Annotated in this window: 11 protein-coding genes; 6 read left to right on the top strand and 5 right to left on the bottom strand. The window is 72.9% G+C overall.

Translation table 11 applies throughout. The features are described from left to right. The first annotated feature begins 27 nt into the window (after window positions 1–27). Both ACIPWA_RS01705 and guaB read left to right on the top strand, forming a co-directional pair. The gene (locus ACIPWA_RS01705; protein WP_068708660.1) at window positions 28–1,134 is read left to right on the top strand and encodes a MerR family transcriptional regulator; all 1,107 of its coding nucleotides are present in this window, start codon (window positions 28–30) and stop codon (window positions 1,132–1,134) included. A 93-nt stretch (window positions 1,135–1,227) separates the two neighbouring features. Continuing rightward, window positions 1,228–2,751, top strand: a complete 1,524-nt coding sequence (guaB, locus tag ACIPWA_RS01710; protein ID WP_400287837.1) for an IMP dehydrogenase — start codon at window positions 1,228–1,230, stop codon at window positions 2,749–2,751. A 73-nt stretch (window positions 2,752–2,824) separates the two neighbouring features. Here guaB and ACIPWA_RS01715 read toward each other — a convergent pair whose 3' ends face one another. Both ACIPWA_RS01715 and ACIPWA_RS01720 read right to left on the bottom strand, forming a co-directional pair. After that, window positions 2,825–4,366, bottom strand: coding sequence for a UDP-N-acetylglucosamine 1-carboxyvinyltransferase (locus tag ACIPWA_RS01715; protein WP_400287838.1), 1,542 nt, complete (start codon window positions 4,364–4,366; stop codon window positions 2,825–2,827). Between the two features lie 123 nt (window positions 4,367–4,489). Then, window positions 4,490–5,188 (bottom strand): exonuclease domain-containing protein, encoded by a 699-nt coding sequence (locus tag ACIPWA_RS01720; RefSeq protein ID WP_400287839.1) that lies wholly within the window; start codon window positions 5,186–5,188, stop codon window positions 4,490–4,492. A gap of 292 nt (window positions 5,189–5,480) precedes the next feature. Between ACIPWA_RS01720 and ACIPWA_RS01725 the strand changes: the two genes are divergently transcribed. Further along, window positions 5,481–6,605, top strand: coding sequence for a GuaB3 family IMP dehydrogenase-related protein (locus ACIPWA_RS01725; protein WP_056653894.1), 1,125 nt, complete (start codon window positions 5,481–5,483; stop codon window positions 6,603–6,605). Then, window positions 6,605–7,111 (top strand): GNAT family acetyltransferase, encoded by a 507-nt coding sequence (locus ACIPWA_RS01730; protein WP_400287840.1) that lies wholly within the window; start codon window positions 6,605–6,607, stop codon window positions 7,109–7,111. The genes ACIPWA_RS01725 and ACIPWA_RS01730 overlap by 1 nt, the downstream gene beginning before the upstream one ends. Before the next feature lie 103 nt (window positions 7,112–7,214). Here the strand turns inward: ACIPWA_RS01730 and ACIPWA_RS01735 are convergent, their stop codons facing one another. Then, window positions 7,215–7,976 carry an SDR family NAD(P)-dependent oxidoreductase gene (locus ACIPWA_RS01735; RefSeq protein WP_400287841.1) on the bottom strand — a complete coding sequence of 254 codons (762 nt, stop codon included), beginning with the start codon at window positions 7,974–7,976 and terminating at the stop codon, window positions 7,215–7,217. Window positions 7,977–8,069: 93 nt separating this feature from the next. On the opposite strand from ACIPWA_RS01735, the gene ACIPWA_RS01740 reads away from it, so the two are divergent. Further along, window positions 8,070–8,684 (top strand): TetR family transcriptional regulator, encoded by a 615-nt coding sequence (locus ACIPWA_RS01740; RefSeq protein ID WP_400287842.1) that lies wholly within the window; start codon window positions 8,070–8,072, stop codon window positions 8,682–8,684. Between the two features lie 121 nt (window positions 8,685–8,805). Further along, complete coding sequence (locus tag ACIPWA_RS01745; protein ID WP_056762733.1) at window positions 8,806–10,443, top strand: succinic semialdehyde dehydrogenase; 1,638 nt, start codon at window positions 8,806–8,808, stop codon at window positions 10,441–10,443. Between the two features lie 72 nt (window positions 10,444–10,515). Here the strand turns inward: ACIPWA_RS01745 and ACIPWA_RS01750 are convergent, their stop codons facing one another. Both ACIPWA_RS01750 and ACIPWA_RS01755 read right to left on the bottom strand, forming a co-directional pair. Further along, entirely contained in the window at window positions 10,516–11,253 is a 738-nt protein-coding gene (locus ACIPWA_RS01750; RefSeq protein ID WP_400287843.1) for a SanA/YdcF family protein, read from the bottom strand. 104 nt (window positions 11,254–11,357) lie between these two features. Further along, complete coding sequence (locus ACIPWA_RS01755) at window positions 11,358–12,356, bottom strand: DUF4031 domain-containing protein (protein WP_400287844.1); 999 nt, start codon at window positions 12,354–12,356, stop codon at window positions 11,358–11,360. Between the last annotated feature and the right edge of the window lie 24 nt (window positions 12,357–12,380).

Below are 12,380 nucleotides of genomic sequence, written 5' to 3' on the forward strand. Positions count from 1 at the left end.
GGGTGAGCCGGTCGGCAGAATCGGTGCATGACTTCACTCCGGTCCGCCCCGACCCCCGGCGGGCCCCGACGGAAGGTGACCGAGGTTCCTGCACTCGCTGTCGCAGCCGTCGCCAAGAGGTTGGGCGTCGCCCCGGCCACCCTGCGTACCTGGGACCGTCGCTACGGTCTGGGTCCCTCCGAGCACACTGCCGGTTCGCACCGGAGATACACGGCCGACGACGTCGCGCGCCTCGTCATCATGCGTCGCCTCACGCTCGAGGGGGTCGCGCCCGTCGACGCCGCGCGCGCAGCCCTCGACGCCGACGAGGCAGAGCTCGCGCTCGAGAGCAGCCCGGTCGAGCAGACCGCCGCCACCGACGACGACTCCGCCGAGGCCGGGACCGAGGACGAACCGTCGGGTGAGACGCCCGGTGGGGGCCTGCGCCTCCTGCGCGCGGTCCCTCGCGGTGCGGACGACGAACCGGTGCGCGTCGGCGCGATCCGCGCCGCGGGCGTGTCCGACGTGGTCGACGCCGCGATCTCGTTCGACCAGAAGCGGTGCGACAGGCTCCTGCGCATCGCACCCGGTACCGATCCCGGTCAGTGGTGGTCGACCCTCGTGGAGCCCGCGCTCCACCGCATCGCCGAGCGCACGTTCCTCGCCTCGCCGGGGGAGATGCCGGAGGTCGTCTTCAGCAACGCGACCCTGGCCGCGCTGCGCGAGTACACCCAGCAGTCCGAGGCCGCGCTCGTCGCGGGCGGCGGACCTCCGCCCAACCACCCGAGCAGGATGCGGCGGATCGTCCTCATCTTCGCGGCGCCGGGGGAGCAGGTACCGCTCGCGGCCCACGCGCTCGCCGCTGCCCTGGGGGCCCAGGGGGCGATGGCCCGCATCGTGACCGGGTCGGCCACCATGCACCGCTCGCTCGAGCTCGTCGCCATGGTGCGTCCCGCGGCGGTCGCGGTCGTGACGACCCAGCCCCGGCCGGACCTCGACGTCGTGCGGACGGTGCACGAGGCGAACCCCGACCTGCCCATCTTCGTCGGGCTCCAGAACGACGAGGCGGCGACGGGCCTGCCTCTCGCGGCGACCGTCCAACGGGTGCGCAGCTTCACGGGGCTCCTCCACGAGGCGCTCGCCGTCGTCCGGTGACGCGTGGCACCTGCGCACCGGGGCGGGCCTCCCGGCTGTCCGGTGGCGGGACGGCCGGGAATATGTCAGAGGGCCTCGGCGTAGAATCTTGATGTGACCGACTCTCTCGCAGCCCCCGCACACGACCCCTTCGGATTCACCGGACTGACGTACGACGACGTCCTCCTGCTCCCGAACGAGACGGACGTCATCCCGAGCGAGGTCGATACGACCGCGCGGCTGACGCGCGAGATCTCCATGTCCTCGCCGCTGCTCTCGGCCGCGATGGACACGGTCACCGAGTCGCGCATGGCGATCGCGATGGCGCGCCAGGGCGGGATCGGGATCATCCACCGCAACCTGTCGATCGAGGCGCAGGCCAAGGAGGTCGACCTCGTCAAGCGGTCGGAGTCCGGCATGATCACCGACCCGGTCACGGTCGGCCCGGAGGCCACGCTCTCCGAGCTCGACGCCCTGTGCGGTCAGTACCGCGTCTCGGGGCTGCCCGTGGTCGACGAGACCGGCAAGCTCCTGGGCATCATCACCAACAGGGACCTGCGCTTCGTCAACCCCGCGGACTTCGCGGAGCGTCGCGTCTTCGAGATCATGACGCCCATGCCTCTCGTGACGGCCCCGATCGGCATCGCGCGCGACGACGCCGCAGCGCTGCTGGCCAAGCACAAGATCGAGAAGCTCCCCCTCATCGACGCGGAGGGCCGCCTGGGCGGGCTCATCACGGTCAAGGACTTCGTCAAGACCGAGCAGTACCCGGGCGCGACCAAGGACGACGAGGGTCGTCTGCGCGTCGGTGCCGCGATCGGCTTCTTCGGTGACGCCTGGACGCGTGCGACGGCGCTCGCCGAGGCCGGCGTCGACGTCCTCGTCGCGGACACGGCCAACGGGCACGCCCGCCTCCTGCTCGACATGATCCGCAAGCTCAAGGCGGACCCGGCGTTCAAGGACGTCCAGGTCATCGGCGGCAACATCGCGACCCGCGCAGGTGCGCAGGCGCTCGTCGACGCGGGCGCGGACGGCGTGAAGGTCGGCGTCGGGCCGGGCTCGATCTGCACGACCCGCGTCGTCGCGGGCGTCGGCGTCCCGCAGGTCACCGCGATCTACGAGGCCTCGCTCGCGTGCCGCCCGGCAGGCGTCCCGGTCATCGGCGACGGGGGCCTGCAGTACTCGGGCGACATCGCCAAGGCGCTTGTCGCCGGGGCCGACACGGTCATGCTGGGCTCGCTCCTCGCGGGCTGCGACGAGAGCCCTGGCGACCTCGTGTTCGTCAACGGCAAGCAGTACAAGCTCTACCGCGGCATGGGCTCGATCGGCGCCATGGCCTCGCGCGGCAAGAAGGCGTCCTACTCCAAGGACCGCTACTTCCAGGCGGACGTCGCGAGCGACGACAAGATCGTGCCCGAGGGCATCGAGGGCCAGGTGCCCTACCGCGGCCCGCTCGGTGCGGTCGCCCACCAGCTGGTCGGTGGCCTGCACCAGTCGATGTTCTACGTCGGCGCGCACACCATCCCCCAGCTCCAGGAGCGCGGCAAGTTCGTGCGCATCACGCCGGCCGGGCTCAAGGAGTCGCACCCGCACGACATACAGATGACGGTCGAGGCGCCCAACTACACGGGACGCTGACCCGCTCCTCCCTGACGTCAGAACGGGCGTGACCCCTGGTGGGGGTCACGCCCGTTCCGGCATGCAGAGGCGGTCAGTCGCGGAACGTCTCGATCCGTGCGCCCAGCTCGATGAGGCGCTCCTGGAGCTGCTCGTAGCCGCGCGAGATGATGTCGACGTTGCGGAGCACCGAGGTGCCCTTCGCGGCGAGCATCCCGAGCAGGATCACGACCGCGGGGCGCAGCGCGGGCGGGCAGCTGACCTCGGCGCCCGACCAGTGGGTGGGGCCCGTGATGTCGAGGCGGTGCGAGTCGAGCAGCCGGACGTCGGCCCCGAGCCGGGTCAGGTCCGTCAGGTGGATTGCCCTGCCCTCGTAGACCCAGTCGTGGATGAGCGTGTGGCCGCTCGCGCACGCGGCGATGACCGCGAAGAACGGCAGGTTGTCGATGTTGAGCCCCGGGAACGGCATGGGGTGGATCTTGTCGATCGGGGCGTGCAGCTCGCTCGGGTGGACCGTCACGTCGACGAGGCGCGTGCGTCCGTTGAGTGCGAGGTACTCGGGCGTGAGCGAGTAGCGCAGCCCCATCTCGGAGAGCGTCGCGAGCTCGATCTCCATGAACTCGATGGGCACGCGGGCCACGGTGATCTCCGAGCCGGTCACGATCCCCGCGGTCAGCAGGCTCATGGCCTCGACCGGGTCCTCGGAGACCGCGTACTCGACGTCGGCGTCGATGTCGGTGCGGCCGTGGATGCGCAGGGTCGTGGTGCCGATGCCCTCGATGCGGACCCCGACGAGCTCGAGGTAGAAGCACAGGTCCTGGACCATGTAGTTGGGGCTCGCGTTGCGGATCGTGGTGACGCCGTCGCGCGACGCGGCGGCCATGATCGCGTTCTCCGTGACGGTGTCGCCGCGCTCGGTCAGGACGACCCTCAGGTCCTCCGAGCCGCCCGGGGTCACGAGGGCCTCGTAGTTGCCCGAGGCCGCCGTGACCGACAGCCCGAACGGGCGCAGCGCGATCATGTGCGGCTCGACGGTCCGCGTGCCCAGGTCGCAGCCCCCGGCATAGGGGAGGGCGAACTCGCGCTCGAGGCCCAGGAGCGGGCCCAGGAACATGATGATCGATCGAGTGCGACGAGCCGCGTCGACGTCGATCGAGGCCAGGTCGAGCTGCTCGGGCACGACGATCTCGAGGTCACGGCCGTCGGTCGACCAGGTCGCCTGCACGCCGATGCTGCGCAGGACGTCGACGATGCGGTCGACCTCGACGATGCGGGCGACGCGCCGCAGCGTGGTCCGGCCGCGGTTGAGCAGCGACGCGCAGAGCAGGGCGACGGCCCCGTTCTTCGAGGAGTTGACCTCGATGCGTCCGGACAGCTCGTGCCCGCCGCTGACCCGCAGGTGCGAGTGCTTGGGGGCTCCGAACGTGATGATCTCGGAGTCGAGGGCTGCGCTGATCCGCGCGAGCATGTCGAGGCTCACGTTCTGCGAGCCCTGCTCGATCCGGTGGATCGCGCTCTGGCTGGTGCCGAGCCTCTCGGCGAGCTGAGCCTGGGTCAGGCCCTTGTTCTGGCGCGCGCCGCGGATGAGCGCGGCGACCTGTGCGAGGTGCTGGGGTGCTTCGTCGACCATGGTCATGGACCGACCGTAACTCATGCATGAGATATTGACGCGTCGATCCTGGCGTGTGGCGGCAGTTTCACGAGATCATCACGCCTGGCTCATCTGTTCTATGAGTTCAAGGCGGCGTGTCGCCGCTGGTCAGGACGGCCAGGCGGTGCTGGCTCCCGCCCCGACGTACCCCTGCTGCTGGCGCCAGGAGTTGAAGTTCTCCGCCCAGGCGCGGTGGGCCGTGATCTGGTGACGGTGGAGCGCGTCCAGGTCCTGGTCCACGATCTCCGGGAACGCGCGTGTCATGGCCTCGAGCACGTCGAGGGTCGCCAGGACGTCGACGTCCGCGGTGTGCAGGTTGCCGCCGTCGAACACGCCGTAGTGCGCGCACAGGTCGCCGAGCTTGCGCTTGCCCTTGCGGTAGCGGTCGAGCGAGCGGTCCAGCACGAGCGGGTCGATCACGGGGGTGACCTCGCGTCCCAGGCGCTCGCCGAGCGTCGGCAGGGCGTGCCGCGTGAGCTCGGCGTCGAGCAGCGAGAGGTCGAACGCGGCGTTGAACGCGACGACCGGTACCCCCAGCGCGAGGTCCGCGGCGATGAGCGACGCGATCTCCTCGAGCGCCGGGCCCGGGGCCTCCCCGTGCTCGACCGCGTGCTCGGTCGAGATCCCGTGGATCGCCGCGGCCTCCGCGGGGATGGGGACGCCCGGGTCGATCAGCCACGTCCGTACCTCGGTGCTCTCGCCCGGCACGCGCCGGACGAGGGCCGCGGTCACGATGCGGTCGTTGTGGACGTCCACGCCGGTGGTCTCCGTGTCGAAGCCCAGCAGGGGCCTGGTGGTCCAGCTCATCGTCGTGCTCCTTGCGGTGGTCCTGTGGACGGCGGGCCCGGCCGACTGCGCCGTGCCCGACCTGTCCTGGTCTCTGGTGGTGAGCATGCCAGCGGCCACTGACACGGGCGCCCGCGCGTGGCACGGGCGCGTGCGTGGCGTCCAGGGTGAGGCCGGGCCTCGTCCGGCACCGCGGCAGCCGTCGTCGGCCCGGCCCGTCCGGCGGGCTCCAGGGTGCCCGGGGCTGGACGTGCGGAGTCCACCCGGCGGCACGGGCGGGCGGGGGAGCGGCGTGGGCCGGTATCCTCGTCGGGTGAGCAACGAGATCGAGATCGGTCGTGGCAAGCGCGGACGGCGCGCCTTCTCCTTCGACGACATCGCCGTGGTCCCGTCCCGGCGTACGCGTGACCCGGAGGACGTGTCGGTGGGGTGGCAGATCGACGCCTACCACTTCGACCTGCCGATCCTGGCCGCACCCATGGACTCCGTCATGAGCCCGTCGACCGCGGTCGCCCTGGGCAATGCGGGCGGCCTGGGCGTCCTGGACCTCGAGGGCCTGTGGACGCGCTACGAGAACCCGGAGCCGATCCTCGCGGAGATCGCGACGCTCGACGCCGCGAGCGCGACGCGTCGCATGCAGGAGGTGTACGCCGAGCCCATCAAGGCCGAGCTGATCACCCAGCGACTCAAGGAGATCCGCGCGACGGGCGTCACGGTCGCCGGCGCGCTGTCCCCGCAGCGCACGCAGGAGTTCTACAAGACGGTCGTGGACGCCGGCGTGGACCTGTTCGTCATCCGTGGCACCACGGTCTCGGCCGAGCACGTCTCGGGCAACGCCGAGCCGCTCAACCTCAAGCGCTTCATCTACGAGCTGGACGTCCCCGTGGTCGTCGGTGGCGCCTCGACGTACACCGCGGCCCTGCACCTCATGCGTACGGGTGCCGCGGGCGTCCTCGTCGGGTTCGGGGGCGGCGCGGCGCACACGACGCGCGTGAGCCTCGGCATCCACGCCCCCATGGCGACGGCCGTCGCGGACGTCGCGGCTGCCCGCCGTGACTACCTCGACGAGTCGGGCGGCCGGTACGTGCACGTCATCGCCGACGGCGGCGTGGGCCGCTCGGGCGACCTGGTCAAGGCCGTCGCGTGCGGTGCGGACGCCGTGATGCTGGGTGCCGCCCTGGCGCGCGCCTCCGAGGCTCCCGGGCGTGGTTGGCACTGGGGTTCCGAGGCGCACCACCCGCAGCTTCCCCGCGGCGAGCGCGTGAGCGTCGGCACGGCCGGCACGCTCGACGAGATCCTGTTCGGCCCGGGTCGCCAGGCCGACGGCACGCTCAACCTCGTGGGTGCGCTCAAGCGCGCCATGGCCACGACGGGCTACTCCGACCTCAAGGAGTTCCAGCGCGTCGAGGTCGTCGTCTCGCCGTACCAGCCGCGCTGATGGCTCCGGGCCGCATCCGCGACGGGGTCGCTCTCACGAACGCCCTCGCCGCGGGTGCGCCCGACGCCGCGACCGAGCACCGGGTCGGCGGCGTGGACTTCCGTGAGATCGCCGACGACGACGTCGAGCAGGTCGTCGCCCTGTGGGACGAGTGCGGCCTGGTGCGCCCGTGGAACGACGCCCACCGGGACGTCGCGGACGCGCGGGCCAACCCGACGTCCACCGTCCTGGTCGCGCACGGCGAGGGCGGGGCCGTCGTCGCGACGGCGCTGGCCGGCTACGAGGGGCACCGCGGCTGGATCTACTACGTGGCGGTGGCGCCCGCGCTCCGGGGCGCGGGACTCGGCAGGGACGCCGTCGTGGCGGCCGAGGCGTGGCTCGTGGCAGCCGGTGCCCGCAAGGTGCGGCTCATGGTCCGCACGACCAACGCCCCCGTCCTGGGGTTCTACGAGCAGCTGGGCTACTCCGACGCCGAGTGCACGGTCCTGGGGCGAGACCTCGTCTGAGCCGGACCAGTGCGTCGGGACCGGCGCCGAGCCCGAGCGCGACCGGTCGGCTCGACCGAGCCGACCGGTCGCGCTCCGGTCCGCGCCCCTGGAAGGTGTGCCGTCAGATCGTCGACCAGCCGCCGTCCGACATCAGGAGTGCGCCGTTGACGTTGGCGGAGTCCTCGGACAGCAGCCACGTGATCGAGGCCGCGAGCTGCTCGGCGGTCGCGGGCGCGGGCACGGTCGCCTGCATGATCGGGCCCAGGCGCTGGGCGCCCAGCTCGGAGCGGAACGGCGCCTCGATGTTGGTCGCGACGGCCCCCGGGGCGACGGCGTTGACCCGCACGCCTGCCGGGCCGTAGAAGAGCGCGGTGCTCTTGGTGAGGCCGACGACCGCGTGCTTGGAGGTCGCGTAGGGCGTGCCCGACGCGCCGGCGCGGATGCTGGCCTCGCTCGCGACGTTGACGATCCGTCCGTGGCCGGCCTCGACCATCGCGGGCAGCACGGCGCGCATGAGCTTCATGGGTGCGGTCACGTTGATGCGCAGGACACGCTCCCACAGGGCGTCGTCGATCTCTGCCGTGGGGACGAACGCGTCCATGATCCCGGCGTTGTTGACGAGGCCCGTGATGCGCCCTTCGCCGACCTCGACGATCTGCGCGATCACCGTGTCGTCGGACACGTCGCCCACGACGGTCGTCAGGGGGGCGTCGCCGACCTCTACGCTGAGCGCATCGAGCCGTTCGGCGTCGAGGTCGCTCGCGATGACGCGGGCGCCCTCGGCGAGGAGCCGGGTCGCGGTGGCCTTGCCGATGCCGGAGCCTGCGCCGGTGACGACGACGGTCGCTCCTGCGAAGCGGTTCGGGATGGTCGACGTGGTCATGATGGGGTCCTTCCGCCGGATGGAGGGACCGGGTGCGGCCCCTGCTACCTTTTTAACACTGAGTGCCATAAAGAAATGCCTCGAGGAGATGTGATGTCGGAGACAACCGCGCGCCGAGGTCGGCCGGCCACCGTCGACCGGGACCGGGTGGCGGCCACGGCCCTGCGCCTCTTCACCGACGAGGGGTTCGGCAACGTGACGATGGACGACGTCGCGCAGGCGTGCGGCGTCGGCCGTCGGACCTTGTTCCGCCTGTTCCCCTCCAAGGCCGCGATGGTCTGGGGCGGGTCGGGCGAGGCCCGCGAGACCATCACGGGCGCGCTCGACGCCGCGGGCGACGTCGGGCTGCCCGAGGCCCTCGACGTGGTGCGGGACGCGTTCGTGGCGTCGTCGACCTTCCCGCCCGAGGCGCTCGAGGTCACGCGCCAGCGGCTGTGCCTCATCGCGGCGGACGAGGAGCTCCTCTCCTGGGGCACGTCGAGCATCGGGACCTCGGCCGTCCTGGTCGCGGAGTTCCTGGGCCGGGCCGAGGGGGCCGCGGAGCCCTCGTTGCGCGCCCGGTCGCTGGCCGCGGCGTGCGCCGCGGCGAACTTCGCGGCGCTCGTCTGGTGGGCGCAGCACGCCCCCGAGCGGGACCCGGCCCGGGTCGTCGAGGAAGCGCTCACGCACCTGCTCGACGGCGCGCGCACCTGGGCCGCGCAGGCCTGAGCAGCGGGGGCACCGGCTGCCGGGCCCGCCGCGCCTCCCGGCGCTGCGCCCGGACGGTGAGGCCAGGGGGATTGTGTGAAGGATGTCCTGCGTGGGGGCGGTGACGCGTAACCTGTCACGCATGGCAAGCGAACCAGCCGACGGCGGCCAGGGCGGCAGCGCCGCGATCGACGGACTCATCGACCCCGAGGACCCCTCGGCCACGTACGTCCTGGAGCCCGACGTCGTCGCTCCCCTCGTGGCCCGGATCGTCACCTCCCACACCGCGGGCGACCACCGCTCGCTCCTCCCGTTCACGGGTGCCCCGCTCGCGGCGATCCCCCTGTCTTCGGTCGAGGACGTGGCGGACGCGGTCGGGCGCGCTCGACGTGCGCAGCGCTCGTGGGCGCACACCACGGTCGCCGAGCGCGCGGCCGTGCTCCTGCGCTTCCACGACCTGGTCCTGGAGCGACAGTCCGAGGTCCTGGACCTGCTGCAGATGGAGACCGGCAAGTCGCGGCGCAGCGCGTTCGAGGAGGTCGCGGACATCGCCCAGGTCACGCGGCACTACGGCGTGCGGGCGGGCGCGTACCTCGCGGACCGTCGCGTGGGTGGCATGCTCCCGGTCCTGACCCGGGCCACGGTGCACCGCCGGCCCGTGGGGGTCGTCGGCGCCATCGCTCCCTGGAACTACCCGCTGACGCTCGGTCTCGCCGAGGCCCTGCCCGCGCTCGTGGCGGGCAACGCGGTCGTGCTCAAGCCGGACCCGCAGACGTCCCTGACCGCGCTGTGGGCCGCCGAGCTCCTCGAGGAGGCCGGGCTGCCCGGCGACCTCTTCCTCGTCGTCGCGGGCGGCGGCGACATCGGTGCCGCCCTGACCGGCCACGTCGACCACATCGCCTTCACGGGCTCGACCGCGACGGGGCGCAAGGTCGCCGCACAGGCGGGCGAGCGCCTCATCGGGACCACGCTCGAGCTGGGGGGCAAGAACCCCCTGTACGTCGCGGCGGACGCGCACGTCCCGTCGGCCGCCCAGGGCGCGGTCCGCGCCTGCTTCTCGAACAGCGGCCAGCTGTGCGTCTCGATCGAGCGCCTGATCCTCCACGAGGACATCGCCGAGGAGTTCCTCGACGCGTTCGTCCCGCTCGTGCGCGGGCTCACGCTCGGGACCGCGCTCGACTACTCGGTCGACATGGGCTCGCTCACGTCCCAGGCACAGCTCGACCGTGTGGTCGCGCACGTCGACGACGCCCTGGCGCAGGGCGCGCGGGTGCTGGCAGGCGGTGTCCACCGCGCGGACATCGGCCCCTTCTTCTACGCGCCCACGGTCCTCGACCACGTCCCGCCCACCGCGGACTGCGCCCACGAGGAGACGTTCGGCCCGGTCGTCTCGGTGACCCGCGTGCCCGACGACGCGACCGCGATCCGCGTCATGAACGACTCCGAGTACGGGCTCAGCGCGAGCATCTGGACCCAGGACACGGCCCGTGGGCGCCGCCTCGCGGCGCAGGTCGAGGCCGGCGCCGTCAACATCAACGACGGCTACGCCTCGGCGTTCGGGTCGGTCTCGGCCCCCATGGGCGGATTCAAGTCGTCGGGCCAGGGGCGCAGGCACGGACGCGAGGGCATCGAGGCGCTCACCGAGCCCCAGACGATCGTGGTCCAGCGCGGGGTGTCCCGCGGGCTGAGCTTCGACACGCTGTACGCCCAGCCGGGGGACCGGCCCAGCCGGTTGCTCACGGCCGCGTTCTCGGTCATGAAGAAGCTGCGCCTGCCGTAGCGGCGTCGCACCGGCCGACACCCACGGCAGAGCGCCCGTCCCGTCTCCGGGACGGGCGCTCTGCCGTGGGTGTCAGGGCGTCGCGGAGCGCGACTCCAGGGCGTCGGAGACCGCGGTCTCCTTCGCGCCCAGGTGCACCGGCTCGCGGTGCGTGACGGCGTCCCAGGCCGCCTTGAGCGATGCGGGCACCTCGCGGACGCGGTACATCACGGCCTTCGCGGGCTCGACGCTCGTCGAGGAGACGCCCACACCCACGGCATCGATCCCCGCCCGCGAGCACGAGAACAGGGCGCGCGGCAGGTGGTAGTCCTGCGTCACGACCACGGCCTCGGTGACCCCGAAGATCTCGCGCGCCCGCACGCACGTGTCGTGGGTGTCGAACCCGGCGAAGTCGCGGACGACGTGCTCGGCCGGGACACCCTGCTCCACGAGCCAGTCGAGCATCGCGGTCGGCTCGTCGTACCCCTCGCGGGAGTTGTCGCCGCTCACGAGGACGACCTGGACCTTCCCCTGCTCGTAGAGCTCGCGTGCCGCGTCGAGGCGGCGACGCAGGAAGGTCGACGGCGACCCGTCGGGTCGCAGGCCCGCGCCGAGCACGAGGGCCACGGGGCGGTCGGGCGTCGAGGCGACGCCGGGGCTGACCCGGGACTGACCGCTGACCTGCACCCAGGCGAGCGGAGCCGCGACCACGAGCACGAGCGCGGCAGCGCCGAGCGCGAGCGCGCGCCGACGCCGTCGAGAGGTCGGGACGGGCGGGGCTGTCTGTTCCGTCGACTCCGTCGGTGCCGTGCTCCCCTGCAGTTCGCTCACGCGGGCGAGCCTAGCGGCCGGCCTCGGCTCCGGGGCCTTGCCACCGCGCGCCGCGCGGTCGAGGCCGGGCGGCCCCGAGAGGTCCCGAGATCCCGGGCGGGCGGTCAGACGGCTCCCGGGGCCCCGAGGAGACCCGCGAGCTCGGTCCGGAGGTTCTCCTCGGCGCGCGCGGCCCAGCGTTCGCGCCCGAGCGGCGTCCGGAAGAGCTCCGGCAACGCGAGGAGCTGCTCGAGCACCGCGGCGCGCCCCGTGCGGAAGAGGTCGTCGGGGACGTGCGCGTACTCCGCACGGACCTGGCGCACGTAGCGGGCGTAGCGGTCGGGCATGGCGCCGAGGATCGCGAGGTCCGCGTCGCACACGAGCGCGCCCGCGGTGTCACCGGGGGAGGGGTCGTGGCCCGCGGTGAGCCGGACGAGCCGCGCGACCTCCGCCACGTCGTCGGCCGTGAGGTGCGTGCTGCCTGCGGCGGGGTCCGCGCCCGGGCCGGGCGTCGTCGTCGGGCCGGTGACCAGCGGGCCGAGGCTCGCCACCGCGAGCGCGGCGGACGCCTCCTCGTCGTCGCCCGCGACGCCCTCGTGGACCGCGTCGTGGAACCACAGCGCGAGCTGTGCACGCAGCGACGTGCCCGACGGCGCAGGCTCGCCCGGCGTCGGCACGCCCGGTGAGCGTTCCTCGAGGACCGCGAGCGAGTCGAGCACGTGCACCAGGTGCGAGGGGCCGTGGTAGGCGCGGTGCGGCTCGTGCCACCGGCGCACGAGGTCCGCGCCGACCTCGCGCGCGCCCGGGACGCCCGGCAGGAGCGCGTCCCAGCGGGCCCCGAGCGCGGCGGCCTTCGCGGCCCCGCGCTCGCGCGCAGGGACGCGCAGGCCCGAGGCGCGCAGCCGCACGATGAGCTCGCGGCCCGAGACGTCGTGCGCCCCTGCGGCGACGCAGTCGGCGTGCCGGTCTGCCGGGACGTCGTAGTGGTCGAGGTCGAACGCGCGCCGCCCCAGCCCCAGGCGCTCGGCGAACGCGTGCAGCTCGTCGAGCGAGGAGTCGGACACGAGGTGGGACCAGAGGGTCCCGTGGGCCGGCCAGGTCGGCGGGTCGATGAGAAGAGCCACGCCTCGACCCTAGAGGGTCGAGGC

Origin of the sequence: Oerskovia enterophila (assembly GCF_044748475.1) — a bacterium.
GTDB classification, from domain to species: domain Bacteria; phylum Actinomycetota; class Actinomycetes; order Actinomycetales; family Cellulomonadaceae; genus Oerskovia; species Oerskovia enterophila.

What these genes read in the sequence shown, in the direction of transcription:
- ACIPWA_RS01730 (WP_400287840.1), top strand. Translation starts at nt 6,605, where the DNA reads ATGGCTCCGGGCCGCATCCGCGACGGGGTCGCTCTCACGAACGCCCTC.
- ACIPWA_RS01740 (WP_400287842.1), top strand. Translation starts at nt 8,070, where the DNA reads ATGTCGGAGACAACCGCGCGCCGAGGTCGGCCGGCCACCGTCGACCGG.
- ACIPWA_RS01735 (WP_400287841.1), bottom strand. Translation starts at nt 7,976, where the DNA reads ATGACCACGTCGACCATCCCGAACCGCTTCGCAGGAGCGACCGTCGTC.
- ACIPWA_RS01715 (WP_400287838.1), bottom strand. Translation starts at nt 4,366, where the DNA reads ATGACCATGGTCGACGAAGCACCCCAGCACCTCGCACAGGTCGCCGCG.
- ACIPWA_RS01705 (WP_068708660.1), top strand. Translation starts at nt 28, where the DNA reads ATGACTTCACTCCGGTCCGCCCCGACCCCCGGCGGGCCCCGACGGAAG.
- ACIPWA_RS01720 (WP_400287839.1), bottom strand. Translation starts at nt 5,188, where the DNA reads ATGAGCTGGACCACCAGGCCCCTGCTGGGCTTCGACACGGAGACCACC.
- ACIPWA_RS01745 (WP_056762733.1), top strand. Translation starts at nt 8,806, where the DNA reads ATGGCAAGCGAACCAGCCGACGGCGGCCAGGGCGGCAGCGCCGCGATC.